Genomic DNA, 25,929 nt, shown 5'->3' with positions numbered 1-25,929 from the left:
TCGCCGGCCCGGCCGCCCGCCGGGGCGGGAACCGGGTGATCCAGATCGCTCAGCCGTGGCGGGGGGCGCCGCGCCCACGCTGGAGGTTGGGGGCGCGGCGTTCCCGGGCCCGCCAGCAACCGCTGTGCCAGTGCCGGCGGTCGGTCAGGTCACCCCGGTCGTCGGCCGGCCAGGCCACCAGGTGCGGCACGCCCGGTCGGATCTCCTGGTCACAGCCGGGACACCGGTACGTCTTGGCGGACGCGCCGCCGCTGATCGCGCGTACCTGCCAGTCGCCGTCGCGCCACTGCTGCACGGTCGGCACGCCGTGCCGGGCTCGTTCGGCGTCCAGGCCGGGGCCTTCTTCCCGGCGGGGCCGATTGCGACGGGGACTCACAGTCGCCAAGCGTACGGTTCGGGTACCCGCCCGGCCCGGGCCGGGCGGGTACCGGCCTCAGTTCCAGGTCGCCGGATCGGTGGGGTTCGACGCGACGTCCGCCCCGCCGAGGACCAGTGCGGCGTCCTGCCGGTCGAAGCCGGACTGCGGCCAGCCGAAGTCGGCCAGCAGGCGCGACTTCGGGAAACCGAGCAGCTCCAACCGGTCCCCTTTCGGATAGAGATAGGCGGGCCGCCCGCCGATGCTCGTGTTGCCGGGTGAGTAGGTCGGCGCGGCTTCGTCCGTGTAGAGGTACGAGACGGTCATCACCTCGTCGCCCGGGCCGCCGACGCTCAACCGGACGTTGAGCAGCTTCGGAAAGGTGTCGACGTCGACTGAGCAACTGGAGAGCCGCGCGCCGTCCGGAAACGCCGAGAGTCGGACCGGAGCGGTGCACCGACGGGCCTCGGTCAGCCGCAGCGCCTCCGCCGCGGTGGCGAGTCCCGCATCAGCGCCGGCCGAGATGCTGGCCCGCGCGTACAGACCAGGTGCGGGCTGCCACTGCCGGACCCAGAGCGGCATGCCCGCGACGGTCAGCCGGGTGGTACTGCCGTCGAACGCCCCCGCCACGGCCAGGCTGCTCACGTCGAACGGCACCCCCTCGGCGCTCGACAGCCGCAGCGCGTCCGGAGAGTTGGTCAGCTCGACGACGACCGGTCGTCCCTCCCCCACATCCAGGCTGACGCTCTCGATGGCACCCGCCACCTGCCACCTCAGGTAGCGCGCCTTGCGCGCGTCGATGCCGAAGTGCAGCACCCCGCCGTCGGTGCCGACCGCCGCCGGCGCCTCGGCGGCCCCCGGCACCGACGGCAGCAGGGGTGGAGCCACCCCGCCCGACCCCGTCGGGAGGAACGGTCGGCCCAGCCCGGGACCGACGGCCGCGGCGCCGCCCAGCAGTGCGATCACGGCGACGCCCACCGCCACCAGCGCCTGCCGTCGACGCCGAAGACGCCGCCCGCCGACGACCGCCCGGGTGGTCAGCCGGCGCATGTCGATCTCCCCGTCGGCGCGTTCCCGCAGCACCGAGGCGATCCGCTCATCGAGGTCGGTCACGGCCGGCTCCCCTTGGTCGTCGGGACGCCGCAGCGCTCCCGGAGGTGGGCGAGCGCCCGCATCGCGTGGGTGCGGACGGTGACCGGGGAGCAGTCGAGGATCTGGGCGATCGTGTGGTCGTCCAGATCCTCGTAGTAGCGCAGCACGAGCACGGCGCGCTGGCGGTCGGGCAGGGCGCGGATCAGCCGCCACATCTCGTCCCGGTCGGCCGCCTCGCCGTCCAGGTCGCCCCGGTGGGGCCGCTCGGCGAACGTGTCCACCGCCAGCTCGCGGCTGGAGCGCCGCCGCCACCAGGAGTTGTTGGCGTTGACCAGCATCCGGCGCACGTAGACGTCGGGCCGGTCCGCGCGGGCGATCCGCCGCCAGTGCACGTACGCCCGGGCCAGCACGTCCTGGGTCAGGTCCTCGGCGCGGTGCGCGTCGCCGGTCAGCAGCCGGGCCAGGCGCAACAGGGCCGGGCCCCGGCTGCCGACGTACTCCTCGAAGGTCACACCCTCACGACGCCGTCACCGGCGCGGGTTGTTGACCCGCTCAGCGGTTGGTGTGGTCGCGGAAGCCCCGGCCGCTCTTGCGGCCCAGGTAGCCGGCGGTGACCAGGTGCTCCAGCAGCGGCGCCGGGGCGAAGCCGGGCTCGCGCAGCTCCAGGTACAGCTCCCGCTGGATGGCCAGCGAGACGTCCAGGCCGACCACGTCGAGCAGCTCGAACGGGCCCATCGGGTAGCCGCAGCCGAGCTTCATCGCGTAGTCGATGTCGTCGGCGGTGGAGTAGCTGGCCTCCAGCATCCGCACCGCGTCGTTCAGGTACGGGAAGAGCAGCGCGTTGACGATGAAGCCGGACCGGTCGCCGCAGACCACGCCGGTCTTGCCCACCGCGGCGCAGACCGCGCGGGCGGTGGCCGACGTCTCGACGGAGGTGCGGATGGTCTGGACCACCTCCACCAGCGGCATGATCGGCGCCGGGTTGAAGAAGTGCAGGCCGATCACGTCGGCGGGCCGCTGGGTGGCCATCGCCACGTCGATCACCGGCAGCGACGAGGTGGTGGTGGCGAGCACCACGCCCGGCTTGCAGATCTCGTCCAGGCTGGCGAACAGCGCCTTCTTGACGCTCAGCTCCTCGACCACGGCCTCGACCACCAGGTCGACGTCGGCGAGGTGCTCCAGCGTGGCGGACCAGGTGATCCGCCCCATCGCGGCGTCCCGGTCGGCCTCGGCGAGCTTGCCCCGGACCACGCCCTTGTTGAGCGAGGTCTTGACCGCCTCGCAGACCTTGGCGGACTTCTCCGCGCCCCGCGTCACCGAGATGACCTCGTAGCCGGCCTTGGCGAAGACCTCGATGATGCCGGTGGCCATGGTCCCGGAGCCGACCACGCCCACCTTGGCGACCACCCGGGCGCCGTCGGCGAGCGCGGCGTCCGCGTTCACCGGCGTCTGCGCGTCGGGTACGACCTTCGGCGAGCCCGGCCGCTCGTAGGTGTAGAAGCCGCGCCCGGACTTCCGGCCGAGTAGCCCGGCGGTGACCATCTGCTTGAGCAGCGGGGCCGGGGCGTGCCGGCGGTCCCGGCCGCCGCGCCGGTACATCGTGTCGAGGATCTCGTACGCGGTGTCCAGGCCGATCAGGTCCATCAGCGCCAGCGGGCCCATCGGCAGGCCGCAGCCGAGCTTCATGGCGGCGTCGATGTCCTCGCGGGTGGCGTAGCGGGCCTCGAACATGCCGACCGCGTGGTTCAGGTAGCCGAAGAGCAGCGCGTTGGCGATGAAGCCGGCCCGGTCGCTGATGGTCACGTCGACCTTGCCGAGCCGCTCGCAGAGCGCCTCCACGTCGGCCACCACCTCGGCCGAGGTGACCACCGTGCGGACCACCTCGACGAGCTTCATCACCGGGGCGGGGTTGAAGAAGTGGATGCCGATGACCTGGTTGGGCCGGGTGGTGGCGACGGAGATCTCGGTGACGCTCAGCGACGAGGTGTTGGTGGCCAGGATGGCCTCGGGCTTGCAGACCCGGTCCAGCTCGGCGAAGATCCGCTGCTTGAGGTCCAGGTGCTCGGGGACCGCCTCGATCACCAGGTCCACGTCGTGCAGGGCGTCCAGCCCGACCCGGAAGTCGACCCGTGACATCAGGGCGTCCCGGTCGGCCTCGGCGAGCTTGCCCTTGGCCACCGCGCGGTCGGTCGAGCCGGTCAGCGTGACCCGGCCGCGCTCCAGCGCGGCGTCGGAGATCTCCACCGCGGTCACGTCGACGCCGTTGCGGGCGAACACCTCGACGATGCCGGCACCCATGGTGCCCAGACCCACCACACCAACCCTGGTGAACTCGCGCGCCACGACCGGCCTCCCTCGGTTGACTCCGCCGTTGCCGACATGAACGGCCGCTAAGGTTATGCGCCGGAGTCTGCCACGTGACGCTGTGTTGTCGAGACGCCGTGGGATATTTCACGCACCCCGCCGTCAGGCGGACGCGACCACCCCGGCGAGCGCCAGCAGTTCGGCGACGAACTCGGCCGGCCGCTCCAGGTGCGGGCTGTGCCCGCAGCCCGGCAGCGCCACCTCCCGGTAGGCGCCGCCGGCCGCCGCGTACCGGTCCAGCACCGCGCGGGTCTGGCCGACCATCGGCTGCGGCGGGCACGCGTCGGCGCCGGGCCAGCCCGGCACGATCCCGAGCTGACCGAGGTACGCCAGGTCGAACAGCGAGGTGTCCGACACGATCACGTCGGCGTCGCCGCGTACCCAGGTCACCGCCGGCTTGACCGGCACGGCGACCAACTCGTCGGCGAGCCGGAAGTGGGCCGGGGCCAGCGCGTTGAGCACGCCGCGCCGCCCGGCGGCGGTGCCCGGCCAGTGGGCCGAGCCGACCGCGGTGCCGGGGTAGTTGTCGTCCCCGGTGGCGGTGGTCAGCATGCTCTCCAGCAGCAGGTCCTCGTGCTCGCCGAGCGACGCCGGGTCGGCCACGTAGGCGGCGCGCAGCACGTTGCGCGGGCTGGTCGGGCCGTCGGCGCCCCGGTCGCCGGCGGCGAGCCGGGCCACGAAGTCGGGGTTCGCGCCGCCCGCCCCGGTGCCGGCGAAGTCGGGCGTGGTGGGGGCGCCGTCGAGGTCCCGGGTGCCGCCGAAGCCGTACGGCGAGACCGGCGCCGCCAGCAGCAGCCCGGCCACCCGCTCCGGGTGGTCGACGAGCAGGCGCATGGCCACCCCGCCGCCGAGCGAGTGCCCGACCACCACCGGCCGGGCGCCGGGCGCGAACAGCCCGGGGGCGTCGAGCAGGGCGGCCACGTCGTCGGCGAAGTCACCGAGCCCTCGGGTGGCGTCGACCGGGACGGTGTCGGTCTCGCCGTATCCGCGCAGGTCGGGGGCGATTACCTGGAGCGTCTCCGGCAGCCGGGGCAGCAGCGGCTCCCAGAACGCCGACGACGAGACGTTGCCGTGCACCAACAGCACCGGCACGCCGTCGACCGGGCCGGCCACCCGGACCGCCTGGGTGATGCCGTTGGCCTGGACCGTCTGCCGTGCGCTCCGCATCCGGGCATGCTGGCACACCAACCGGCCGGTCACCATGTGGCCGGCAGCCATGCCACGCGGTCCGTACCTGTGGCCGAGCCTCCGGTCAGCCGGCGTCGACCGGCTGCGCCTCGCGCGCCTCGATCGACTGCCGCGGGGCCGGCACGGGCAGCGGGAGGGTGGGCCGCTGGTCGCGGCGCGGCTGGCCGAAGCTCATCCCGACCGGGTCGGTGCGGGCCACGCCCGGGTCGTAGAGGCGCAGGTCGGTGCGGCCGAGACGGACCACGTCCCCGTCGGCGATCGGCACGCTGCCGGTGATCCGCCGGTCGTTGAGCCAGGTGCCGTTGGTGGAGCCGAGATCGGTGAGCAGCACCCCCTCGGTGGTGGCCTGGACGCTGGCGTGCCGGCGGCTCAGGTGCGGGTCGGCGAGCACGATGTCGGCGCTCGGCGCCCGGCCGATCACCTGCACGCCCCGCCCGACCCGGAAACTGAGCCCGCGCATCGCCCCGCCCGACACCGTCAGCAACGGCATCAGCTCAGGATGCTCCTCCATGGACAGTCGACCTCCACCCCACATCGCCCCGCGGCGTCAGCCTGCCACCTCACCGTAGTGGCTCCCACCGCCGCGCGGTCACCCCCGCGACCCCGGGTGGTCATCTTGCGTTCGCCGTTCGGACGGCCGGGAAGGGCGCGATCGGCCATTAACTGGTGTCGATATGACGTCCGTCGGTACGGCCAGCGTGCGGCCCCCGCGACACCTACCGGTGAGTAATATTCGGGTCTAGACTGCGGCCATGACCGCCGTGCATGTCCCCGGGAACCCGCTCATCTCCGACGGCCGCCTGGTGTCGACCAGCCCGGCGACCGGCGAGGAGGCCGGCCGACTCCCGGTCGCGACCGAGGCCGACGTGCGCGCCGCCGTCGAGCGGGCCCGCGCCGCCGCCGACTGGTGGGCCGGGCTCGGCTTCGACGTCCGGCGCGACCGGCTCCAGCGCTGGCGCGGCGTGCTCGCCCGGCGCATCGAGGAGCTGGCCGACCTGATGCACACCGAGGGCGGCAAGCCGGTCGGCGACGCCGTGGTCGAGGTCCTCACCGCGCTGGAGCACGTCGACTGGGCCGCGCGCAACGCCCGGCGGGTGCTCGGCCCCCGGCGGGTCCGCTCCCGGCTCATCCTCGCCGAGTTCACCGGCCACCTGGAATACCAGCCGTACGGCGTGGTCGGCGTGATCGGCCCGTGGAACTACCCGGTCTTCACCCCGATCGGCTCCGCCGCCTACGCGCTGGCCGCCGGCAACGCGGTGGTGTTCAAGCCGAGTGAGTACACCCCGGCCGTGGGCCAGTGGCTGGTCGACCGGTTCGCCGAGGTGGTGCCGGAGCAGCCGGTGTTCCAGGCGGTGCACGGGCTGGGCGACGTCGGCGCGGCGTTGTGCCGCTCCGGGGTGGCGAAGGTGGCCTTCACGGGCTCGACCGCCACCGCCAAGAAGGTGATGGCGGCCTGCGCCGAGACGCTCACCCCGGTGCTGCTGGAGGCCGGCGGCAAGGACGCGATGATCGTCGACTCGGACGCCGACCTGGACGCCGCCGCCGAGGCGGCCGTCTGGGGCGGCCTGACCAACGCCGGCCAGACCTGCATCGGCATCGAGCGGGTCTACGCCGTCGACCAGGTCTTCGACGCGTTCGTCGACAAGGTGGTGGCGAAGGCCGGCCGGCTGACCGTGGGCGCCGACGGGGCCGACCTCGGCCCGATCACCATGCCGTCGCAGATCGACGTCATCCGCCGGCACATCGACGACGCGGTGGCCCGGGGCGGCCGGGCGGTGCTCGGCGGGCCGGACGCGGTCCAGCCGCCGTACGTGCACCCGACCGTGCTGGTGGACGTGCCGGAGGACTCGGCCGCCGTGCGCGAGGAGACGTTCGGCCCGACGCTGACCGTCAGCCGGGTCCGCGACGTCGACGAGGCCGTCGAGCGCGCCAACGCGCTGCCGTACGGCCTCGGGGGTTCGGTCTTCGGCCGGGCGCGGGCGGTGGCGGTGGCGCGGCGGCTGCGCTCCGGGATGGCCTCGGTCAACTCGGCACTGACCTTCGCCGGCATGTCCACGCTGCCGTTCGGCGGCACCGGCGAGTCCGGCTTCGGGCGGATCCACGGCGAGGACGGGCTACGCGAGTTCGGCCGCCCCAAGGCGGTGACCCGCCGGCGGGCCCGTTCGCTGCTGCCGGCGATGACGTTCGAGCGCACCCCGGCCGACGTCGCCCGCCTGGTCAAGGTCGCGAAGCTGATGTACGGCCGGAAGCGCTAGAAGAGCGTCAGCTCGTCGCGCTCGATGCCGCGCAGCTTGTCGTAGTCGACCACCACGCAGCGGATGCCGCGGTCGGTGGCGAGCACCCGCGCCTGCGGCTTGATCTCCTGCGCGGCGAAGACGCCGGTGACCGGCGCGAGCAGCGGGTCGCGGTTCATCAGCTCCAGGTAGCGGGTGAGCTGCTCCACCCCGTCGATCTCGCCGCGCCGCTTCACCTCGACCGCGACCGCGCCGGCGTTGGCGTCACGGCAGAGCAGGTCGACCGGGCCGATCGCGGTCATGTACTCCCGGCGGACCAGGGTGAAGCCCTCCCCCAGCGTCCCCGGGTTGGCGGCGAGCAGCTCCTGCAGGTGCGCCTCGACACCGTCCTTGCGCAGGCCGGGGTCGATCCCCAGCTCGTAGGAGGTGTCCTGGAAGATCTCCTCCAGGGTGATGCGCAGCTCCTCGCCGGCCTTGTTGACCACCCGCCACACGCCGGGCGCCTCCTCCAGCCGGCACGGCGGGCTCATCCAGTTCAACGGCTTGTAGGCCCGGTCGTCCGCGTGGATCGACACCGAGCCGTCCGCCTTGACCATGAGCAGCCGGGTGGCCGGCGGCAGGTGAGCCGAGAGCCGTCCGACATAGTCCACCGAGCACTTCGCAATGACCAACCGCACCCGACGAGGGTAGCCGAGGCCCCGACCGGCGCCGACGAGCGCCACTGGCACGGCGGTGCCATATTGAGATCGTGCTCGAAGTCCTCACCGGATCCGGTCTCGCCGCCTCGGCGGGCCTCAACGCCTACATCCCGCTGATGCTGATGGGCCTGCTGGCCCGCTACACCAACCTGATCGAGCTGCCGAGCAGTTGGCAGTGGCTCGGCAACGGCTGGGTCCTGCTGATCCTCGCCGTCCTGCTGGCGGTCGAGGTGGTGGCCGACAAGGTGCCGGTGGTCGACCACGTCAACGACATGGTGCAGACCGTGGTCCGGCCGACCGCGGGTGGTCTGGCGTTCGGCGCCGGCTCCGGGTCGGAGACGGTGACGGTCAGCGACCCGGACACGTTCTTCTCCACCCACCAGTGGGTGCCGGTGGTGGTCGGCGTGCTGATCGCGCTCGGCGTGCACCTGCTCAAGGCCGCCGCCCGCCCGTTGGTGAACGCGACCACGGCCGGCTTCGGCGCGCCGGTGGCGAGCACCGCCGAGGACGCGACGAGCGTGCTCATGTCGGTCGCGGCGATCCTGCTGCCGGTGCTGGTGCTGGTGTTCGCGGTCGGCCTGGTGGCGTTCGTGGTCTGGTTGTTCCGCCGGCGCAAGGACCGGCGCCGGGAACGCGCCGCCGCCCGCGCGGCCGGCTTCCGCGTCTGAGCGGGGGCCGCCCGCTCAGGCGCTCTGGTAGGTCATGCAGTCGGCCATGTCCATGTCCGGGCCGACGGTGATGGCCGGGGCGTGGCACTCCAGGTCGGAGTTGTGCCGGCAGTCGGACCGGGAACACGCGCCGACCTGGGCGATCGACTGCTCGATGCCGCCGCGCACCGGCATGTCCACGTAGGTGTGGCAGTGCGCGTGGTCGCTGCTGCCGATCGTGATGGCGAACGCGTGGCAGTCGTTCGTGTGGTTGTAGGCGCAGGACCGGACGGCGCACTCCTGGACCCGGGGCATCTCCAACGACGCGGTCATTTTTCCGCCCTTTCGTGGTGTCTTGCCCCGACTTTAGGCTTTCCACCGCCTCACCGGGCCGGATCCGGTGTTAAGCAGGGCCCCCGCCACTACCGAATGCGTTAAGCGGGGCCCCCGCCTTACATCCGCTCGCGGATGACGGTGACCAACTCGTCGATGATGCCGGTAAGCGCGAAGTCCTTCGGCGTGAACACCCGCGCCACCCCGGCGGCCCGCAGCTCCTCGGCGTCGCGCGGCGGGATGATGCCGCCCACCACCACCGGCAGATCGCCCCGCCCGGCGGCGCGCAGCCCGTCCAGCACCGCCGGCACGGCGGCCAGGTGCGAGCCGGAGAGCACGGAGAGCCCGACCAGGTCGACGTCCTCCTCCACCGCGGCGGCCACGATCTGCCCGGCGGTGAGCCGAATGCCCTGGTAGATCACCTCGAAGCCGGCGTCGCGGGCGCGGACCGCGATCTGCTCGGCGCCGTTGGAGTGCCCGTCCAGCCCCGGCTTGCCGACCAGCAGGCGCAGCCGCCCGCTGCCCAGCTCGCGGGCGGTGGCGGCGACCCGCTCACGGACCGCCGCGAGGCCCGCGTCGCCACCGGCCCCGGCCGCGCCGGACAGCCCGGTCGGCGCCCGGTACTCGCCGAAGACCCGGCGCAGCGCGCCCGCCCACTCCCCGGTGGTCGCCCCGGCGGCCACGCACGCCAGCGTCGCCGGCATCAGGTTCGTCGTGGTCGCGGCGTCCGCACGCAGCCGGTCCAGCGCGGCGTCCACGGCCGCCGCGTCCCGGTCGGCCCGCCACTGTCGTACGCCGGCCGCGGCGGCCGCCTCGACAGCCGGGTCCACCTGCTCGATCGCCTCGGCGCCGGCCGCGGTCAGCGGGGACGGCTCGGTCTCGGTGAACCGGTTGACGCCGATCACCACGTCGGCGCCGGACTCCATCCGCCGGCGCCGGTCGGCCAGCGAGGCGACGAGCGCGCTCTTCAGGTAGCCGGACTCCACGGCGGCCACCACGCCGCCCATCTCCAGCACCTTGTCCAGCTCGACCCGGGCGCCGGTCACGATGTCGTCGACCAGCGCGGTCATCACGTGCGAGCCCTCGAACAGGTCGGGATATTCGAGCAGGTCCGACTCGTACGCCAGGACCTGCTGCATGCGCAGCGACCACTGCTGGTCCCAGGGCCGGGGCAGGCCGAGCGCCTCGTTCCAGGCGGGGAGCTGCACGGCCCGGGCGCGGGCATCCCGGGACAGCGTCACGCCGAGCATCTCCAGCACGATCCGCTGGATGTTGTTCTCCGGCTGCGCCTCGGTCAGGCCCAGCGAGTTGACCTGCACGCCGTAGCGGAACCGGCGTTGCTTGGCCTCGGTCACGCCGTAGCGGTCGCGGGTGATCTCGTCCCAGAGCGCGCCGAACGCGCGCATCTTGGCGATCTCCTCGACGAAGCGCACGCCGGCGTTGACGAAGAAGGAGATCCGCTGGACCACGTCGCCCATCCGCTCGGCCGGCACCTGGCCGGAGTCGCGCACGGTGTCCAGCACGGCGACGGCGGTGGCGAGCGCGAAGCCGACCTCCTGCACCGGCGTCGCGCCGGCCTCCTGGAGGTGGTACGAGCAGATGTTGACCGGGTTCCACCGCGGCATCTCCCGCAGCGTGTACGCGACGACGTCGGCGGTCAGCCGCAGCGACGCGGCCGGCGGGAAGATGTAGGTCCCGCGGGACAGGTACTCCTTGATGATGTCGTTCTGCGTGGTGCCGGCGCAGCGGCGCAGTTCGGCGCCCTGCTCGGCGGCGGCGGTGCCGTAGAGCGCCAGCATCCACATCGCCGGCGCGTTGATGGTCATCGAGGTGTTCATCTCGGCGAGCGGGATGCCGTCGACGAGCGCGCGCATGTCGCCGAGGTGCGCCACCGGCACGCCGACCCGGCCCACCTCACCGGCGGCCAGCTCGTGGTCGGGGTCGTACCCGGTCTGGGTGGGCAGGTCGAACGCGACCGACAGGCCGGTCTGCCCCTTGGCCAGGTTGCGGCGGTAGAGCGCGTTGGAGGCCGCGGCGGAGGAGTGCCCGGCGTACGTGCGCATCACCCACGGGCGGTCCCGCTCCGGCAGGCGTCCCGGCATCGCGTCGTCCATGGCGGGAGTCTAAGTTACCGTTCAGTAAAAAGAGCTGTGGAAAACCACACAGGCCCATGGAGCGGACCGACGGGCACGAACGGTGCCCGATGTGCGACACCACCACACCCCCGGCCGCCGCCGGACGCGTGACCATCGCACACTTGACGTCATGGAACACGAGCTCGCGATCTCCGTACGGGGACTGCGCAAGACGTACGGCGACAACGTCGCGGTGGCCGGGGTGGACCTGGACGTCCACCGGGGCGAGGTGTTCGCCCTGCTCGGCCCGAACGGCGCGGGCAAGACCACCACGGTGGAGATCCTGGAGGGCTACCGGCACCGCGACGCCGGCGAGGTCCGGGTGCTCGGCGTCGACCCGGCCAAGCCGGACGCCGACTGGCGCGCGAAGGTGGGCATCGTGCTCCAGGGCACCGGCGAGTTCGACGAGCTGACCGTCGGCGAGGTGGTCCGGCACTTCTCCGGCTTCTATCCGGACGCGGACGACCCGGCCAAGGTGGTCGAGCGGGTCGGGCTCGGCGCCAAGGCCAAGGCCCGTACGCACACGCTCTCCGGCGGGCAGAAGCGCCGCCTGGACGTGGCGCTGGGCATCGTCGGCCGCCCCGAGCTGCTCTTCCTCGACGAGCCGACCACCGGCTTCGACCCGGAGGCCCGGCGCGAGTTCTGGGAGCTGATCCGCGACCTCTCCGCCGCCGGCACCACGATCGTGCTCACCACCCACTACCTGGACGAGGCCGAGGCGCTCGCCGACCGGGTCGGCGTGATCGCGGCCGGCCGGGTGGTGGAGGTGGCGCCGCCGAACCGGCTCGGCAACCGCCAGGAGGCGCTGGCGACCGTCTCCTGGCGTACCCCCGACGGGACGCCGGGGTCGGCGGAGACCGCGACGCCGACGGCGCTGGTGGCCGAGCTGGCCGCGCGCTTCGGCGGCGAGGTCCCCGGCCTCGCGGTGAGCCGGCCGACCCTGGAAGACGTCTACCTGCGGATGATCGGACACTCATGACCACCACGACGAAGGCGGCGGCCCCGGTCGCCGCCGCGCCGGCCCGGCGACTCGGCGCGGGCGCCCTGGCGCTGCGCCAGGGCCGGCTGGAGATCACCCAGTTCCTGCGCAGCCGGGAGTCCGTCGTGTTCACGATGGGCTTCCCGATCATCATGATCCTGATCTTCGCGGCGATCTTCAGCGACGAGATCGCCCCCGGCGTCAGCTACACGCAATACTTCATCACCGGCATGATCGCGACCGGCCTGATGACGGTGAGCTTCCAGAACCTCGGCATCTGGATCCCGATCGAGCGGGACCGGGGCGTGCTCAAGCGCTACCGGGGCACGCCGATGCCGAAGTGGGTCTGGTTCGCCGGCAAGGTGCTCATGGTGGTGGTCATCGGCATCGCCGAGACCGCGCTCCTGCTCGCCGTCTCGGTGGCGCTGTTCGACCTGGACCTGCCGCAGACCGCCGCCAAGTGGCTGACGTTCGGCTGGGTCGCCGTCCTCGGGGTCACCGCCTGCACGCTCTGCGGCATCGCCATCTCGTCGCTGGCCCGCACCGCGCGCAGCGGCTCGGCCGTGGTCACCCCGGTCGCGCTGGTGCTCCAGTTCATCTCCGGCGTGTTCTTCGTCTTCACCAGCCTGCCCACCTGGATGCAGCAGGTCGCCGCGCTCTTCCCGCTCAAGTGGATGTGCCAGGGGCTGCGGTCGGTCTTCCTGCCGGACAGCTTCGGCGCCCAGGAGCCGGGCGGCTCGTTCGAGCTGGGCAAGGTGGCGCTGGTGCTCGGGCTGTGGTGCGTGATCGGGCTGGTGCTCTGCCTGACCACCTTCCGGTGGACCACCCGCCGCGACGGCTGAGGTGTTAAGGAGGGGCCCCCGCTTAACGCCTGGCGTATAGGAAGGGGCCCCGCTTAACACGAGGTGGCACACTCGCCGGCATGGGACGCACGTTGAGCCGGCGGGCACTGCTCACCGCCGGAGGCGGGATCGCCGGCGTCGGGCTGATCGGCGGGCTGGCCGCCCGGCAACTGTCCGGGCCCCGGCCCGGGGCGGGCCCCACCCTGCCGGACGCGCCGGCCGGCGACGAGCGGCTGATCCGCATCGCCTCCGCCGCGCGGGGCCGGGAGGTGGACTTCTGGACCGCCGTGCCCGAGGGCTACGGCGATGGCCGGGGCCTGCCCGTCTGCCTGGTCCTGCACGGCGCCTCGGCCACCCCACGCGACTACGGCCGGTTCGGGCTGGCCCGCTTCCTCACCGAGGCGGTACGCCGTGGCGCCCCACCGTTCGCGCTCGCCGGCGCGACCGGTGGCCGGCTCTCCTGGCGACGCTCCGGCGACGACGACCCGCAGCGGATGGTGCGCGAGGAGGTGCCCACCTGGTGCGCCCGGCGGGGCTTCGACAGCAGCCGGCTGGCCGTCTGGGGCTGGTCGATGGGGGGCTTCGGGGCGCTGCTGCTGGCCGAGACGTACCCGGGATGGTTGCGGATGGCAGCGGCCTTCTCCCCCGCGGTGCGCCCGGGGGACGCGGTCTTCACCGGGGTGGACAGGCTGCGCGGCACGCCGGTCGGGCTGTGGTGCGGCCGGCAGGACAACTTCCTGCCCGACGTCCGCGCGCTGGCCCGGGTGCTGCCCGAACGCCCGGTGCGGGCGGCCTGGGCCGACGGGCGGCACAACTTCGGCTACTGGGGCACCGTCATCCCGGACGCGTTCGCGCTGCTCGGCGCCGCGCTCACCCCGCCCCGGACGTGAGTCGTCCAGGGCGGGGCGGTCGCCGTGCTCAGTACGGGTAGAAGCCCTGCCCGGTCTTGCGGCCCAGGTCGCCGGCGGTGGCCATGCGCTGGAGCAGCTCCGGCGGGAAGAACTTCTCGTCGGCGGTGTCGGTGTAGATGTTGCGGGTGGCGTTGAGCAGCACGTCCACGCCGGTCAGGTCGACCGTGGCCAGCGGGCCCATGGCGTGCCCGAAGCCCAGCTTACAGGCGGTGTCCAGATCCTCGGCGGAGATCACGCCGGACTCGACCAGCTTGACCGCCTCCATGGCCAGCGCGCAGATCAGCCGGGTGGTGACGAAACCGGCGATGTCCCGGTTGACCACCACGACGGTCTTGCCGATCTCCTCGGCGAACGCCCGGACGGTGTCCATCGTCGCGTCGCTGGTCTTGTAGCCCCGCACCAGCTCGCAGAGCTTCATCATCGGCACCGGCGAGAAGAAGTGGGTGCCGACCACCGACTCCGGGCGCTCGGTGGCGGTGGCGATCTGGGTGACCGGGATGGCCGAGGTGTTGGTGGCCAGCACCGCGTCCGCCTTGCAGATCTTGTCCAGCGCGCGGAACACCTCGTGCTTGATCTCGATCTTCTCGAAGACCGCCTCGACCACGATGTCCGCGTCCGCCGCCGCCTCCAGCTCGGTGGTCGGGGTGATCCGGCCCAGCGTCGCCTCGACGTCGGACGCCTCGATCTTGCCCTTCTCGGCGAACTTCGCCAGCGACTTCCGGATGCCGTCGACGCCCCGCTTCGTGGCCGCGTCGTCGACGTCGCGCAGCGTCACCTGCCAGCCCGCCTGCGCCGCCACCTGGGCGATGCCCGAGCCCATCAGCCCGGCACCGACGACCGCGAGTCGACCCGCCATCTGCTTCTCCCTCGCCCGTGTCCTACAACGTCTGGGAGAACCCTACTTAACGACGGATAAGGGCCGTCAGATGGCCAGGTCGGGTTCCTCCGGCGCGGTGCCCCGCTCCACCCCGACGCCGAGCGCCCGCAGGTCCGCCACGAAGTCCGGGTAGCCCCGGTCGACGTGGTGCACGTGCGAGACCTCGGTGACCCCGTCGGCGCAGAGCCCGGCGATGATCAGGCCGGCGCCGGCCCGGATGTCGGTGGCACGCACCGGGGCGCCGGAGAGCCGCTCCCGCCCGCACACCAGCGCGTGGTGGCCGTCGGTACGGATCTCCGCCCCGAGGCGCATCATCTCATTGGCGAACATGAACCGGCCGTCGAAGATGTTCTCCGTGATCAGTGAGCCGCCCTCGCTGACCGCGGCCAGCCCGATCGCCATCGGCAGCAGGTCGGTGGCGAACCCCGGGTAGGGCAGCGTGACCACGTCGACGGCCGCCGGCCGGTTGTCCATCCGTACCCGGAAGGCGTCGCCGCGGGTCTCCACCAGGCCGCCGGCCGAGACCAGCTTGTCCAGCGCGACCTCCAGGAAGGCCGGGTCGAGGCCGGTCACGGTGACGTCCCCGCGGGTCATCGCCGCGGCGAACGCCCAGGTGCCGGCGACGATCCGGTCCCCCACCGTGGCGTGCCGCACCGGGTGCAGCTCGGGCACGCCGGCGATGTGCAACGTCGAGGTGCCGGCGCCGGTGATCCGCGCGCCCATCCGGCTCAGCATGGTGCAGATGTCGACGATCTCCGGCTCCCGGGCCGCGTTGTCGATCGTCGTGTCGCCCCGGGCCAGCACGGCCGCCATCACCAGGTTCTCGGTGGCGCCGACGCTCGGGAAGTCCAGCACGATGTCAGCGCCGTGCAGCCCGTCCGGGGCCTCGGCGATGACGAAGCCGTGCTCGCCGGAGATCTCCGCGCCCATCCGGGCCAGGCCGGCGATGTGCATGTCCAGACCGCGCGAGCCGATGGCGTCGCCGCCGGGGTGGGCCACCCGGACGTGACCCCGGCGGGCCAGCAGCGGGCCGAGCACGCAGATCGACGCGCGCAGCCGGCGGACCAGGTCGTAGTCGGCCTCCGCGCCTGGCCGCTCCGGCACGTCGATGACGACCGAGCGGGACCGCTCCCGGCCGCCGCCGGCGACCATCGGATCGACCGGGTCGTCCGGGCCGAAGCGTACGCCGCACCCGAGCCGCCGCAGCACCTCGCCCATGATCGCGATGTCGGTGATCCGGGGCACGTTGGTGATCACGCTGCGGCCGGGCGCGAGCAGCGCAGCGGCCATCAGCTTCAACGCTGAGTTCTTCGCGCCCACCACGTGCACCGTGCCGGCCAGCCGGGCGTTCCCGCTCACCCGGATGACGTCGACGTCGCTGAGCGCCGGGTCGCCGGCGTCACCCGGCCCCACCGCGGTCGGCCGGTCCGGCCGCACCGGGATGGTCAGGTCCGGTATCCGTAGGCTGTGCGTCATGGCCGTCCACCTCACGCGCATCTACACCAAGGCCGGCGACGCCGGCATGACCAGGCTGAGCAACAACGAGCAGGTGCCGAAGACCGATCCGCGGATCGCCGCGTACGCGGACGTGGACGAGTGCAACGCCTCGATCGGCGTGGCGCTCGCCCTCGGGCAGCTCCCCGACGAGCTGCGGACCGTGCTGGAATCCGTGCAGAACGACATGTTCGACGTCGGTGCGGACCTGGCGACGCCGGTGGAGCCGGACCCGAAGTATCCACCGCTGCGGGTCACCGAGGAGTACGTCGAGCGCCTCGAGGGCTGGTGCGACGAGTACAACGCGCGCCTGAGCAAGCTCGACTCCTTCATCCTCCCCGGCGGCACCGCGGGCGCGGCACTGCTGCACGTGGCACGGACGACCGCCCGGCGCGCCGAGCGTGCGGCATGGGCGCTGGTCACCCACGACCCCGATCGGACCAGCACCCTCCCGGCGAAGTATCTCAACCGTCTCTCCGACCTGCTCTTCATCCTGTCAAGAACGGCCAATCCGGGCGGCGATGTGCTATGGGTGCCGGGCGGTAAGCGCTGACCGTCGGCGGCCTGCACCACGTGGAGGTGTGGGTACCCGACCTGGCGGCGGCCAGACGTAGTTGGGGCTGGCTTCTCGGCGAGCTGGGCTGGACGCCGTACCAGGACTGGCCGGCCGGCGTCTCCTGGCGGCACGGGCCCACCTACCTGGTGCTGGAGGAGTCCCCGGCGCTCACCGGCCGGACCCACGACCGGCGCGCGCCCGGCCTCAACCACCTGGCCTTCCACGCCGGGCCGCCGGCCGCCGTCGACCGCCTGACCGCCGTCGCCCCCGGGCACGGCTGGGCGCTGCTGTTCCCCGACCGGCACCCGCACGCCGGCGGGCCCGACAGCTACGCCGCCTACCTCACCGACAACCAGGGGTACGAGGTCGAACTGGTCGCCGAGGCCGACTGAGCGGCGTCCGGACGCGCCGGTCGAGCACCGGACCGCCACCCGCACGCGGCCGGCACCGGTCGACCGCATCTCCCGGGCAGCACCGGTCGGCCGCCGAACCGGGCCGGCCGGTCAGCAGCGATCGACCGCGCCTCGCCGGACGGGGGCGGTCCGGCCCTCGCCGGGGCGGCGGGAACCCGACCGGGGCCGGGCCGATCCCCGCCGGGCCGGGACCGCTCCGGAGCAGGCACGGCGGTTGGTGCGCTGCCGGCGTACCCGAAGGCGCCGGAACCCGACCGCGAGGGCGACCGCCACCACCACCGCCACCCCGGCGGCGGCCGGCAGACCGGGCGGCAGGCCGCCGGCCGCCCAGCCGACCAGCACCGTGCCGGGCACCCAGACCGCCACCGCCAGGCCGTCGACCAGCACGAACCGGCGGTACGGCAGCCCGGCCGCGCCGGCCACCCGGGGCACCAGCGTGCGGGCGAACGCGGTCCAGCGGCCGAGCAGCACCGCGGTTCCACCCCGGGCCGCCACCAGTTCCTCGGCCCGCTGCCAACGCCGCTCCCCCACCCACCGGCCCAGCGCCCCCCGACGCAGCCGGGGACCCAGCAGGCACCCCTCCAGGTAGCCGAGCTGGTCGCCGACGAACGCGGCGGTGGTCGTCACCGCCAGCGCGGCCCCCAGGTCGACACGGCCGGCGCGGGCCAGCAGCCCGACCGTCAGCATGGTGGTCGCGGCCGGCAGCACCAGCCCGACCAGCAGCCCCACCTCGCCGGCGAGCACCGCCGCCGCGACCAGCAGCACGAGGCTCGGCGGCAGCGCGTCGAGCCGGTCCACCAGGGAGTCCAGGAAGCTCATGACCCCAGCGTCGCGCCCGGGCCGGCCGATGACGTCCTGCCCGTGGCCCGGGCGGGTCCTCCGAGTGGCCGCCCGCCGCCCTAGGGTCCCCCCGGATCCGGCACCGGGTTGAACCCGTCGTCGACCAGACCGAGCCGGTGGGCCACCACCGCGGCCTGCACCCGGTTACGCAGCTCCAGCTTCTCCATCGCGGCCGAGACGTGCGTCTTCACGGTGGTCACCCCGAGGTGCAGCCGGGACGGTGTGGGCCAACCTGCCGCCGGCCCTGGTCTACCACTGTCGCCGGCCGGTGAGCCGCTGAAGGCCGGCACCCGTTCCCGGGTGCCGGCCTTCGCGGGTCTTACTTGGTCCAGTGCTGGGCGACCAGGTCGGTGGCCTGATTCTCCCACTGCGCGTACGCGTCCGGGTAGGCGGAGACCTGCACGGTCTGGGCGGCGTCGGTCAGCGGCATCTCCTGCCAGCCGTCGACCTGCTTCAGGCCCTTCAGGAAGGCCAGGGTGGAGTGCTCGGGGTCGGTGATCTCCTCCGGCGTACCCCAACCCGACGAGGGGCGCTGCTGGAACAGACCCAGCGAATCATGGTCATTCTTGTCGCCGAGGTGACCCAGGTTCTCCAGCTTCGACTCCTGCAGGGCGGTGGCGATCGAGATGACCGCGGCCCGCTCGGGCAGGCCGGCCTTCTTCGTCGCGGCGATGATCGCCTTCACGTTGGCCGTCTGCTCACCGTTCAGCGCAATGGTCGACTGCTCACCCTGCACCGTGGCCGTCACCGGCTTGACGGCGGCATGCGCGGGGGTGTCGGCGTGCGCGGCGATCGGACCGGCGAACACACCACCGGTGAAGGCCAGACCAGCGATACCCAGGATGCTCTTACGCAGGATCGTGTTCATGGGGGGCTCCATTCGGGGGTCAACACACCCTCGCGGGGGACGCGGGTGCGGGCACCGTCAGGCGCTCAGAAAGATCAGGGGAATCCGGCGTGCTCGCGGAGCGCAGGGGGCTCGTCGCGGGGGCCGGGAGTGTGTGTAACGACCGGCCGGCCACCACCATTCCCGGGGACCGTCACCATCTTGAGGCGGGGGCTGCGGGTCGGCAGCGCGTGGTGCGCTCGCCTTCCTCGGTCGTTCACCGGGTTACAACGCCCCGCACCCCGCCCCGATTCCACCGCCAGAGTGCCACCCACCACCACCGAACCGGACACCCCACCCACCCGACACACCCGGTCGGATCTCACCGGCGTGTCCCACGCCCATCCGGTCAGCCCGCCCCAGGACTGGAACACCGGGTGCACTCCGACGCCGCCAGAACCCCATGACGCTCCATCCACCAGGCCCACCAGAGCATCATTGGAACACCATGGGTGTCCCAAACTCCCGTTGTACACCCGTGGCGTTCCACTCACCGGCCCCTCGGAGCGTCACTGGAACGCCGTGGGTGTCTCGGGTTCTCGCCGAACAGCCGTAGCGTTCCAGTCACCGGTCAGGCGAGGCACGACTGGAACGCTACGGCTGTCTCAGGCCCCCACAGACAGCCATGACGTTCCACCCACCAGCCGAGCCCCACTGGAGCGACATGAGCGTCTCAGCCCTCGCACCGAGGCAGACCCCCAGCCCCCACTCGTCGATCTTGCACTTGCGGCCCACGAAAGGCCGGACTTGTCCGGGTATGACAGGGCCGAAACTGCAAGATCGACGGGAGGCAGGGGCGCGAGGCAGGGGCGCGGGCGGGGCGGGGCGGGGGTTAGGCGGCGGGCCAGTCCTGGGATGCCATACGCGGCGAGACCGCCCCCGGAGGGGCGGCCTCGAGCCAGGAGAGGAAGCCGGTCACCGTGGACCGCGCCATGGCGATCTCGACCGGAGCATGGTTGCTGGTACAGCGCAGGATCACCCAGTCGGCCGGCATGGAGAAGCGCTCCTGCCCCTCGGGCAGCCGACGCCGCTCCACCGCCAGCCCTTTACGGGAGAGGACCCGCTTCGGGCGCAACGCGAAGCTGAACATGCGGTACCAGCGAAGCTGGTCTCCCGCGAACCGGCCGAAGCCTGGTGACCAGCCGCGGCCGTCGAGCACGGTGGTCACCCGGACGCTCAGCCGGATGATGCCACCGCTACGGGTGAACAGGGCCCGCCGGATGAAGAGGATCAGGAGCGCGACGACGACGACCGCGACGCCGATTCCGATCCCTTCCACGATCTCCATCGGCGGGTCGGCTCAGCGGGCCGGGGTGGCCGGGGTGGCGCTCTCGGCCAGGACGGTAACGCCCTCGCCGGTCACCGACAGGAAGCCGCCGGCGACGTCGTACGCGACCTGCTGGCCGCCGGCCTGCTTGATGCGGACCTGGCTGGGCTCCGCGAGCTGGCCGAGCAACGGCGCGTGCCCCGGCAGCACGCCGAGCTCACCCTCGGTCGTCCGGGCGACGACCATCTCGGCCTCACCGGTCCAGACCTTCTCCTCGACGGCTACGAGCTCGACGTGAAGCTGCTGTGCCACGCTGTCTCCTTGCTGCGGCGGCGGATTGTCGAAAGTCTAGTCGCGCGCCCGTCGCCGACCCAAGGCGGGTGGTGAGAGCCGGGACACGACGCTCCGCACCCGCTCAGGCTACTTGGTCTTCTGCTTGAAGTCGGGGTGCTCCAGCAGGAACGCGTCCAACTGGTCGGTGCGCAGCGCGGCGAAGAAGTCGTCGGACGGTGCGAGCAGTTCCTCGCCCCGGTAGGCACTGCCGCTGCCGATCGGGCCGCCCGGCAGCTTGATCGTCTCGATCGCGTCCGGGCGGATGTCCTTCAGCGCGAGCCCGAAGTCGACGACGCTGTTGCCCCGGCCGTTGAAGATCAGCGACTGCCCGGCCGCGCGCAGCACCCGGTCCAGCTTGACCGGGTTGGCCACCACGTCGGCGCTGAACGCCTGGCTCACCATCGCCTTGACGAACTGCTGCTGGTGCCGCTGCCGGCCGTAGTCCGCGTCCGGCACGCCGTTCTTCGGGTAGCGCTGCCGGACGTAGTCCAGCGCCTGCCAGCCGTTGAGGTGGGCGTCGCCCTTCTGATAGCGCGCCTGCGGGCCGAGGTAGCCTCCGCCGCCGGGCTTGAGCTGGCGCGGCGAGCCGTCCGGCTTGAGGTGCTCGGACTTCACGTCGCGCTCGATGTACATGTCGACGCCGCCCATGGCGTCGACGATCTTCTTGAACCCGCTGAAGTTGATGATCGCGCCGGCGTCGAAGCGCTTGATGCCGGTGACCCCCTGGACCGTCTTGGCGAGCAGCTCGAAGCCCTGCGCGGCGCTCGGGTCCTTGCCCGGCACGTTGCTGCCGTGTGACATGGCGGCGTTGATGCGGTCGGTGCCGCCGGCGTAGTCGGCCTTCGGGAAGGCCGGGACGTCCACCCGCAGGTCCCGCGGGAGGGAGAAGAGGTAGCCCCGGTCCATGCCGGCCGGCACGTGCAGGATCATGATCGAGTCGGAGAGCGGCCGGGTCCTCGGGTTGCGGGGGTCGATGCCGACCAGCAGGATGTTGAGCGGGCCCTTGATGTCGCTCTTCTTCTCCGTGGCGCCGGCGGCCTGGTCGCCGAAGAGGTCGCCCTTGCCGACCGCGCCCTCGTAGCGTGCGACGAGCGTGTGGTAGCCCACCAGCACCGAGCCGCTGAGCACCACCATGGCGATGCCGAGGATGGTGCAGACCCGGGCCCACCGGGGCACGCCACGCCACATGGACCGCTTGCCGCGGCCCGCGCCGTCGCCCTTACCCACGAGCATCTCCAATCGTCGCACCCATGAGAGGAGACGGGCGCGGGGGTCCGTTTCGTTGCAGAGATCAACGCTGGTGACGCGAATTCGTGTCACGAACGGTACCGCGCCGTTCGGTGAACCGCCTGCCGGCGAAACGGGCATCCGGCACCTGAGCGGCCCGGAACGGGCGAAGGCCGCCCCGACATCTCGTCGGGACGGCCTTCGTGGTGTGAGCGGGCTCTCAGCCCTCCTCGGCCATCAGCTCCTCGGCCTTGGCCTTGAGGTCCTCCAGGCCACCGCACATGAAGAACGCCTGCTCCGGGAAGTGGTCGAACTCCCCCTCGCTGATCCGGCGGAAGGCGTCGATGGTCTCCGCGATCGGAACCGTCGAGCCCGGGACGCCAGTGAACTGCTCGGCGGCGTAGGTGTTCTGCGAGAGGAACCGCTCGATCCGGCGGGCGCGGCCGACGGTGAGCTTGTCCTCCTCAGAGAGCTCCTCGATGCCGAGGATGGCGATGATGTCCTGCAGGTCCTTGTAGCGCTGCAGGATCCGCTTCACCTCGGTGGCGACGGCGAAGTGGTCCTCGCCGACGAACTCCGGGGCGAGGATCCGGGACGAGGACGCCAGCGGGTCCACGGCCGGGTAGATGCCCTTGTCGGAGATCGACCGCTCCAGGTTGGTGGTCGCGTCGAGGTGGGCGAACGTGGTGGCCGGCGCCGGGTCGGTGTAGTCGTCGGCGGGCACGTAGATCGCCTGCATCGAGGTGATGGCCTGGCCCCGGACGGAGGTGATCCGCTCCTGGAGCTCGCCCATCTCGTCGGCCAGGGTGGGCTGGTAACCCACGGCGCTCGGCATCCGGCCGAGCAGCGTGGAGACCTCGGAACCGGCCTGGGTGAAGCGGAAGATGTTGTCGATGAAGAGCAGCACCTCCTGCTTCTTCACGTCGCGGAAGTACTCCGCCATGGTCAGGGCCGACAGCGCGACCCGCAGGCGGGTGCCCGGCGGCTCGTCCATCTGGCCGTAGACCAGCGCGGTCTTGTCGATGACGCCCGACTCGGTCATCTCGGCGATGAGGTCGTTGCCCTCACGGGTGCGCTCACCCACGCCGGCGAAGACCGAGGTGCCACCGAAGTTCCGGGCCACTCGGGTGATCATCTCCTGGATGAGCACCGTCTTGCCCACGCCCGCGCCGCCGAACAGGCCGATCTTGCCGCCCTTGACGTACGGGGCGAGCAGGTCGATGACCTTGATGCCGGTCTCCAGCATCTCGGTCTTCGGCTCCAGGTCCGCGAAGGCCGGAGCCTTGCGGTGGATGCCCCACCGGTCGTCGGCCTGGATGGTCTCGCCCTCGGTGAGGTTGAGGCACTCGCCGATCGCGTTGAACACGTGGCCCTTGACCGCGTCGCCCACCGGCACGCTGATCGGCGCGCCGGTGTCGCGGACGTCGGCGCCCCGGACCAGGCCGTCGGTCGGCTGCATCGAGATGGCGCGGACCAGGTTGTCACCCAGGTGCTGGGCGACCTCCAGGGTCAGCGTCTTCTCGCCACCGGAGAGCGTCACGTCGACGTGCAGGGCGTTGAACAGCTCCGGCATGGCGTCGCGCGGGAACTCGGCGTCGACGACCGGGCCGATGACCCGGACCACGCGACCCGTGGCCGTCTTGGTCTCCACTGCGGATACAGTCATCACACTTCACTTCCCGACGCGGCCAGCGCGTTCGCGCCGCCGACGATCTCACTGATCTCCTGGGTGATCCCGGCCTGACGGGCCGAGTTCATCTCACGCGTGTACTTCTCGATCATCTCTTCGGCGTTGTCGGTGGCGCTCTTCATCGCCCGCCGACGGGCGGCCGACTCGCTCGCCGCCGACTCCAGCAACGCCGCGTAGATCCGCGTGTTGATGTACTTCGGCAGGAGCGCGTCGAGCAGCGACTCCGGCTCCGGCTCGAACTCGTACGCCGGCAGCAGCCCCTCGGACCGGGGCCGGTCCTCGACCTGCATCGGACCGACGATCCGGGTCACCGGGTTCTGCGTCATCAGGGACTTGAACTCGGTGTAGACGATGTGCAGCTCGTCCACGCCGAGGATCCCGTCCGCGCCGGCGTGGCCGTCGGTGTCGTCCGCGCCGGCGGTGAACGCCTTGATCAGCGTGTCACCGACCTCGCGGGCGTCGTCGAACGACGGCTGCTCGGAGAAGCCCGTCCAGCTCCCGGCGATCTCCCGGTTGCGGAACCGGTAGAACGCCACGCCCTTGCGGCCGATGACGTAGAGCACCGGCTCCTTGCCGTCGGCGCGCAGCCGGGCGATCAGCGACTCGGCGGTCCGGATCGCGTTCGAGCTGTACCCGCCGGCCAGGCCACGGTCGGCCGTGACCAGCAGGACGCCCGCCCGCCGCACCCGCTCGCGCGGGGTGAGCAGCGGGTGGTCGATCCGCGCGTTCGAGGCCAGCGCCGTCAGCACGCCGGTGATCGCCTCGGCGTACGGCAGCGACGCCGCCACCTTGGCCTGGGCCTTGGCGATGCGGCTCGTCGCGACGAGCTCCATCGCCTTGGTGATCTTCTTCATCCCCTTGGCGGAACGGATCCGCTGTCGGAGAACGCGTACCTGGGCGGCCATCGGATCAGCTCTCGGCCGGGCGGTCGGTGGTGCCGTCGCGGAAGCGGGTCACCGTCTCGCGGGTCTGCTCGCCCTCCAGCGGCTCGGCCGGCGCCTCGTTGACCCGGACCTCGTCCTCCTTGCCCAGGAAGACCTGCTTGAACTCGGTGATCGCGGAGTCCAGCGAGGAGATGATGTCATCGCCCCACTTGTTGTCCGCGATCGAGGCCAGCACGCCCTCGTGCTTGTGCCGGAGGTACTGCAGGAACTCCGACTCGAAGCGGCGGACCTCGCCGACCGGGACGTCGTCCAGCTTGCCCTCGGTGCCGGCCCAGACGGAGACGACCTGCTCGTTGACCGGGTACGGCGAGTAGTTCGGCTGCTTGAGCAGCTCGACCAGGCGGGAACCACGGGCGAGCTGGTTCTGCGAGGCGCGGTCCAGGTCGGAGGCGAAGGCGGCGAACGCCTCCAGCTCACGGAACTGGGCCAGGTTGAGCCGCAGCGAGCCGGCGACCTTCTTCATCGGCTTCACCTGCGCGGCGCCACCGACCCGGGAGACCGAGGTGCCGACGTTGATGGCCGGACGGACGCCCTGGTTGAACAGGTCCGTCTCGAGGAAGATCTGGCCGTCGGTGATCGAGATGACGTTGGTCGGGATGAACGCCGAGATGTCGTTCGCCTTGGTCTCGATGATCGGCAGACCGGTCATCGAGCCGCCACCCAGCTCGTCGGAGAGCTTGGCGCAGCGCTCCAGCAGACGGGAGTGCAGGTAGAAGACGTCACCCGGGTAGGCCTCACGGCCCGGCGGGCGGCGCAGCAGCAGCGACACGGCCCGGTACGCCTCGGCCTGCTTGCTCAGGTCGTCGAAGACGATCAGGACGTGCTTGCCGCCGTACATCCAGTGCTGCCCGATGGACGAGCCGGTGTAGGGCGCGAGGTACTTGAAGCCGGCCGGGTCGGAGGCCGGGGAGGCGACGATGGTGGTGTACTCCATCGCGCCGGCCTCCTCCAGCGTCCCCTTGATGGAGGCGATGGTGGAGGCCTTCTGGCCGATCGCGACGTAGATGCAGCGGACCTGCTTGGTCGGGTCGCCGGAGCGCCAGTTGTCCCGCTGGTTGAGGATGGCGTCCAGCGCGACCGTGGTCTTGCCGGTCTTCCGGTCGCCAATGATCAGCTGACGCTGACCGCGGCCGACCGGGGTCATCGCGTCGATGGCCTTGATGCCGGTCTGCAGCGGCTCGAACACCGACTGCCGGGCCATCACGTTCGGGGCCTGCAGCTCCAGCTCGCGGAAGCCCTCGTTGGCGATGTCGCCGATGGCGTCGATCGGCTCGCCGAGCGCGTTGACCACGCGGCCGAGGAACGCGTCACCGACCGGCACCGAGAGCACCCGGCCGGTGCGCTTGACGCGCTGACCCTCTTCGATCCCGCCGAAGTCACCGAGGACGACGACACCGATCTCGCGGACGTCGAGGTTCAGCGCCACGCCGAGCGTGCCGTCCTCGAACTCCAGGAGCTCGTTGGTCATGGTCGAGGGGAGACCCTCGACGTGGGCGATGCCGTCGCCGGCGTCGGCGACGGTGCCGACCTCCTCACGGGAGACGTCGGCCGTGTAGGAGGAGACGTAGCGCTCCAGGGCGCCGCGGATCTCCTCCGTCGAGATGGTCAGCTCGGCCATCCTCTG

Annotated in this window: 27 protein-coding genes; 7 read left to right on the top strand and 20 right to left on the bottom strand. The window is 72.1% G+C overall.

Annotated features, from left to right (window positions below; genetic code table 11):
- Nucleotides 1-49: 49 nt before the first annotated feature.
- From H1D33_RS30010 to H1D33_RS29985, 6 genes are all read right to left on the bottom strand, one after another.
- Complete coding sequence (locus H1D33_RS30010; protein ID WP_396765263.1) at nucleotides 50-376, bottom strand: hypothetical protein; 327 nt, start codon at nucleotides 374-376, stop codon at nucleotides 50-52.
- A 57-nt stretch (nucleotides 377-433) separates the two neighbouring features.
- Nucleotides 434-1,468: a hypothetical protein gene (locus tag H1D33_RS30005; RefSeq protein ID WP_181570009.1), complete on the bottom strand. Its 1,035-nt coding sequence runs from the start codon at nucleotides 1,466-1,468 to the stop codon at nucleotides 434-436.
- Nucleotides 1,465-1,959, bottom strand: a complete 495-nt coding sequence (locus H1D33_RS30000) for a SigE family RNA polymerase sigma factor (protein WP_181570010.1) — start codon at nucleotides 1,957-1,959, stop codon at nucleotides 1,465-1,467. Before H1D33_RS30000 ends, H1D33_RS30005 begins: the two co-directional genes overlap by 4 nt.
- A gap of 40 nt (nucleotides 1,960-1,999) precedes the next feature.
- Nucleotides 2,000-3,790: a 3-hydroxyacyl-CoA dehydrogenase family protein gene (locus H1D33_RS29995; protein ID WP_181570011.1), complete on the bottom strand. Its 1,791-nt coding sequence runs from the start codon at nucleotides 3,788-3,790 to the stop codon at nucleotides 2,000-2,002.
- Nucleotides 3,791-3,913: 123 nt separating this feature from the next.
- On the bottom strand, nucleotides 3,914-4,978 hold the full coding sequence (locus H1D33_RS29990; protein ID WP_181570012.1) for an alpha/beta hydrolase: 1,065 nt from the start codon (nucleotides 4,976-4,978) through the stop codon (nucleotides 3,914-3,916).
- An 85-nt stretch (nucleotides 4,979-5,063) separates the two neighbouring features.
- Complete coding sequence (locus H1D33_RS29985; RefSeq protein WP_181570013.1) at nucleotides 5,064-5,510, bottom strand: FHA domain-containing protein; 447 nt, start codon at nucleotides 5,508-5,510, stop codon at nucleotides 5,064-5,066.
- 241 nt (nucleotides 5,511-5,751) lie between these two features.
- On the opposite strand from H1D33_RS29985, the gene H1D33_RS29980 reads away from it, so the two are divergent.
- A complete protein-coding gene (locus H1D33_RS29980) occupies nucleotides 5,752-7,254 on the top strand; it encodes an aldehyde dehydrogenase family protein (protein ID WP_181570014.1) in 1,503 nt (500 codons plus the stop codon).
- Here the strand turns inward: H1D33_RS29980 and nucS are convergent.
- Nucleotides 7,251-7,910 (bottom strand): endonuclease NucS, encoded by a 660-nt coding sequence (gene nucS / locus H1D33_RS29975; RefSeq protein WP_181570015.1) that lies wholly within the window; start codon nucleotides 7,908-7,910, stop codon nucleotides 7,251-7,253. The genes H1D33_RS29980 and nucS overlap by 4 nt on opposite strands.
- A gap of 71 nt (nucleotides 7,911-7,981) precedes the next feature.
- On the opposite strand from nucS, the gene H1D33_RS29970 reads away from it, so the two are divergent.
- Nucleotides 7,982-8,599 carry a DUF4126 domain-containing protein gene (locus tag H1D33_RS29970; RefSeq protein WP_181570016.1) on the top strand — a complete coding sequence of 206 codons (618 nt, stop codon included), beginning with the start codon at nucleotides 7,982-7,984 and terminating at the stop codon, nucleotides 8,597-8,599.
- A 15-nt stretch (nucleotides 8,600-8,614) separates the two neighbouring features.
- Here H1D33_RS29970 and H1D33_RS29965 read toward each other — a convergent pair whose 3' ends face one another.
- Entirely contained in the window at nucleotides 8,615-8,911 is a 297-nt protein-coding gene (locus H1D33_RS29965; protein WP_181570017.1) for a DUF1540 domain-containing protein, read from the bottom strand.
- Between the two features lie 119 nt (nucleotides 8,912-9,030).
- Nucleotides 9,031-11,025 (bottom strand): protein meaA, encoded by a 1,995-nt coding sequence (locus tag H1D33_RS29960; protein WP_181570018.1) that lies wholly within the window; start codon nucleotides 11,023-11,025, stop codon nucleotides 9,031-9,033.
- A 151-nt stretch (nucleotides 11,026-11,176) separates the two neighbouring features.
- On the opposite strand from H1D33_RS29960, the gene H1D33_RS29955 reads away from it, so the two are divergent.
- The 3 genes from H1D33_RS29955 (at nucleotide 11,177) to H1D33_RS29945 (ending at nucleotide 13,757) form a co-directional block, all read left to right on the top strand.
- Nucleotides 11,177-12,025 carry an ABC transporter ATP-binding protein gene (locus H1D33_RS29955; protein ID WP_181570019.1) on the top strand — a complete coding sequence of 283 codons (849 nt, stop codon included), beginning with the start codon at nucleotides 11,177-11,179 and terminating at the stop codon, nucleotides 12,023-12,025.
- Nucleotides 12,022-12,867 (top strand): ABC transporter permease, encoded by an 846-nt coding sequence (locus H1D33_RS29950; protein WP_181570020.1) that lies wholly within the window; start codon nucleotides 12,022-12,024, stop codon nucleotides 12,865-12,867. Before H1D33_RS29955 ends, H1D33_RS29950 begins: the two co-directional genes overlap by 4 nt.
- Nucleotides 12,868-12,947: 80 nt before the next feature.
- A complete protein-coding gene (locus H1D33_RS29945; RefSeq protein WP_181570021.1) occupies nucleotides 12,948-13,757 on the top strand; it encodes an alpha/beta hydrolase in 810 nt (269 codons plus the stop codon).
- A 28-nt stretch (nucleotides 13,758-13,785) separates the two neighbouring features.
- Here H1D33_RS29945 and H1D33_RS29940 read toward each other — a convergent pair whose 3' ends face one another.
- Both H1D33_RS29940 and murA read right to left on the bottom strand, forming a co-directional pair.
- Nucleotides 13,786-14,634: a 3-hydroxyacyl-CoA dehydrogenase family protein gene (locus H1D33_RS29940; protein WP_181570022.1), complete on the bottom strand. Its 849-nt coding sequence runs from the start codon at nucleotides 14,632-14,634 to the stop codon at nucleotides 13,786-13,788.
- A 66-nt stretch (nucleotides 14,635-14,700) separates the two neighbouring features.
- Nucleotides 14,701-16,131 (bottom strand): UDP-N-acetylglucosamine 1-carboxyvinyltransferase, encoded by a 1,431-nt coding sequence (gene murA / locus H1D33_RS29935; protein ID WP_181570023.1) that lies wholly within the window; start codon nucleotides 16,129-16,131, stop codon nucleotides 14,701-14,703.
- Here murA and H1D33_RS29930 point away from each other — a divergent pair.
- Together H1D33_RS29930 and H1D33_RS29925 are read left to right on the top strand one after the other, a co-directional pair.
- Nucleotides 16,130-16,702: a cob(I)yrinic acid a,c-diamide adenosyltransferase gene (locus H1D33_RS29930; protein WP_181570024.1), complete on the top strand. Its 573-nt coding sequence runs from the start codon at nucleotides 16,130-16,132 to the stop codon at nucleotides 16,700-16,702. The two genes, murA and H1D33_RS29930, sit on opposite strands and share 2 nt — an antisense overlap.
- On the top strand, nucleotides 16,699-17,097 hold the full coding sequence (locus tag H1D33_RS29925) for a VOC family protein (RefSeq protein ID WP_181572534.1): 399 nt from the start codon (nucleotides 16,699-16,701) through the stop codon (nucleotides 17,095-17,097). The genes H1D33_RS29930 and H1D33_RS29925 overlap by 4 nt, the downstream gene beginning before the upstream one ends.
- A 111-nt stretch (nucleotides 17,098-17,208) precedes the next feature.
- Here the strand turns inward: H1D33_RS29925 and H1D33_RS29920 are convergent, their stop codons facing one another.
- From H1D33_RS29920 to atpA, 9 genes are all read right to left on the bottom strand, one after another.
- A complete protein-coding gene (locus H1D33_RS29920; protein ID WP_181570025.1) occupies nucleotides 17,209-17,937 on the bottom strand; it encodes a DedA family protein in 729 nt (242 codons plus the stop codon).
- A gap of 80 nt (nucleotides 17,938-18,017) precedes the next feature.
- On the bottom strand, nucleotides 18,018-18,248 hold the full coding sequence (locus H1D33_RS29915) for a response regulator transcription factor (protein ID WP_307755283.1): 231 nt from the start codon (nucleotides 18,246-18,248) through the stop codon (nucleotides 18,018-18,020).
- Nucleotides 18,249-18,277: 29 nt separating this feature from the next.
- A complete protein-coding gene (locus H1D33_RS29910) occupies nucleotides 18,278-18,826 on the bottom strand; it encodes a hypothetical protein (RefSeq protein WP_181570026.1) in 549 nt (182 codons plus the stop codon).
- An 850-nt stretch (nucleotides 18,827-19,676) separates the two neighbouring features.
- Nucleotides 19,677-20,132 carry a DUF2550 domain-containing protein gene (locus H1D33_RS29905; RefSeq protein WP_181570027.1) on the bottom strand — a complete coding sequence of 152 codons (456 nt, stop codon included), beginning with the start codon at nucleotides 20,130-20,132 and terminating at the stop codon, nucleotides 19,677-19,679.
- A gap of 12 nt (nucleotides 20,133-20,144) precedes the next feature.
- Complete coding sequence (locus H1D33_RS29900; protein WP_047893558.1) at nucleotides 20,145-20,423, bottom strand: F0F1 ATP synthase subunit epsilon; 279 nt, start codon at nucleotides 20,421-20,423, stop codon at nucleotides 20,145-20,147.
- Nucleotides 20,424-20,531: 108 nt separating this feature from the next.
- On the bottom strand, nucleotides 20,532-21,677 hold the full coding sequence (locus H1D33_RS29895) for an LCP family protein (protein ID WP_181570028.1): 1,146 nt from the start codon (nucleotides 21,675-21,677) through the stop codon (nucleotides 20,532-20,534).
- A 214-nt stretch (nucleotides 21,678-21,891) separates the two neighbouring features.
- Nucleotides 21,892-23,337 (bottom strand): F0F1 ATP synthase subunit beta, encoded by a 1,446-nt coding sequence (gene atpD, locus H1D33_RS29890; protein WP_181570029.1) that lies wholly within the window; start codon nucleotides 23,335-23,337, stop codon nucleotides 21,892-21,894.
- On the bottom strand, nucleotides 23,337-24,266 hold the full coding sequence (locus H1D33_RS29885; RefSeq protein WP_181570030.1) for a F0F1 ATP synthase subunit gamma: 930 nt from the start codon (nucleotides 24,264-24,266) through the stop codon (nucleotides 23,337-23,339). The genes atpD and H1D33_RS29885 overlap by 1 nt, the downstream gene beginning before the upstream one ends.
- 4 nt (nucleotides 24,267-24,270) lie before the next feature.
- Nucleotides 24,271-25,923 carry a F0F1 ATP synthase subunit alpha gene (gene atpA / locus H1D33_RS29880; protein WP_181570031.1) on the bottom strand — a complete coding sequence of 551 codons (1,653 nt, stop codon included), beginning with the start codon at nucleotides 25,921-25,923 and terminating at the stop codon, nucleotides 24,271-24,273.
- Nucleotides 25,924-25,929: the final 6 nt, after the last annotated feature.

It is taken from the genome of Micromonospora ferruginea, from assembly GCF_013694245.2.
GTDB lineage: Bacteria > Actinomycetota > Actinomycetes > Mycobacteriales > Micromonosporaceae > Micromonospora > Micromonospora robiginosa.
The sequence above is the reverse complement of the archived record's forward strand: the minus strand, read 5'-3'. Positions and strand labels throughout refer to the sequence as shown.

Coding starts and splice junctions, on each gene's coding strand:
- H1D33_RS29985 (WP_181570013.1), bottom strand. CDS start 5,510: ATGGAGGAGCATCCTGAGCTGATGCCGTTGCTGACGGTGTCGGGCGGG.
- H1D33_RS29910 (WP_181570026.1), bottom strand. CDS start 18,826: ATGAACACGATCCTGCGTAAGAGCATCCTGGGTATCGCTGGTCTGGCC.
- atpA (WP_181570031.1), bottom strand. CDS start 25,923: ATGGCCGAGCTGACCATCTCGACGGAGGAGATCCGCGGCGCCCTGGAG.
- H1D33_RS29945 (WP_181570021.1), top strand. CDS start 12,948: ATGGGACGCACGTTGAGCCGGCGGGCACTGCTCACCGCCGGAGGCGGG.
- H1D33_RS29920 (WP_181570025.1), bottom strand. CDS start 17,937: ATGAGCTTCCTGGACTCCCTGGTGGACCGGCTCGACGCGCTGCCGCCG.
- H1D33_RS29965 (WP_181570017.1), bottom strand. CDS start 8,911: ATGACCGCGTCGTTGGAGATGCCCCGGGTCCAGGAGTGCGCCGTCCGG.
- H1D33_RS29885 (WP_181570030.1), bottom strand. CDS start 24,266: ATGGCCGCCCAGGTACGCGTTCTCCGACAGCGGATCCGTTCCGCCAAG.
- H1D33_RS29905 (WP_181570027.1), bottom strand. CDS start 20,132: ATGGAGATCGTGGAAGGGATCGGAATCGGCGTCGCGGTCGTCGTCGTC.
- H1D33_RS29960 (WP_181570018.1), bottom strand. CDS start 11,025: ATGGACGACGCGATGCCGGGACGCCTGCCGGAGCGGGACCGCCCGTGG.
- H1D33_RS29980 (WP_181570014.1), top strand. CDS start 5,752: ATGACCGCCGTGCATGTCCCCGGGAACCCGCTCATCTCCGACGGCCGC.
- murA (WP_181570023.1), bottom strand. CDS start 16,131: ATGACGCACAGCCTACGGATACCGGACCTGACCATCCCGGTGCGGCCG.
- H1D33_RS29895 (WP_181570028.1), bottom strand. CDS start 21,677: ATGCTCGTGGGTAAGGGCGACGGCGCGGGCCGCGGCAAGCGGTCCATG.
- H1D33_RS29930 (WP_181570024.1), top strand. CDS start 16,130: ATGGCCGTCCACCTCACGCGCATCTACACCAAGGCCGGCGACGCCGGC.
- H1D33_RS29955 (WP_181570019.1), top strand. CDS start 11,177: ATGGAACACGAGCTCGCGATCTCCGTACGGGGACTGCGCAAGACGTAC.
- H1D33_RS29940 (WP_181570022.1), bottom strand. CDS start 14,634: ATGGCGGGTCGACTCGCGGTCGTCGGTGCCGGGCTGATGGGCTCGGGC.
- H1D33_RS29950 (WP_181570020.1), top strand. CDS start 12,022: ATGACCACCACGACGAAGGCGGCGGCCCCGGTCGCCGCCGCGCCGGCC.
- atpD (WP_181570029.1), bottom strand. CDS start 23,337: ATGACTGTATCCGCAGTGGAGACCAAGACGGCCACGGGTCGCGTGGTC.
- H1D33_RS29990 (WP_181570012.1), bottom strand. CDS start 4,978: ATGCGGAGCGCACGGCAGACGGTCCAGGCCAACGGCATCACCCAGGCG.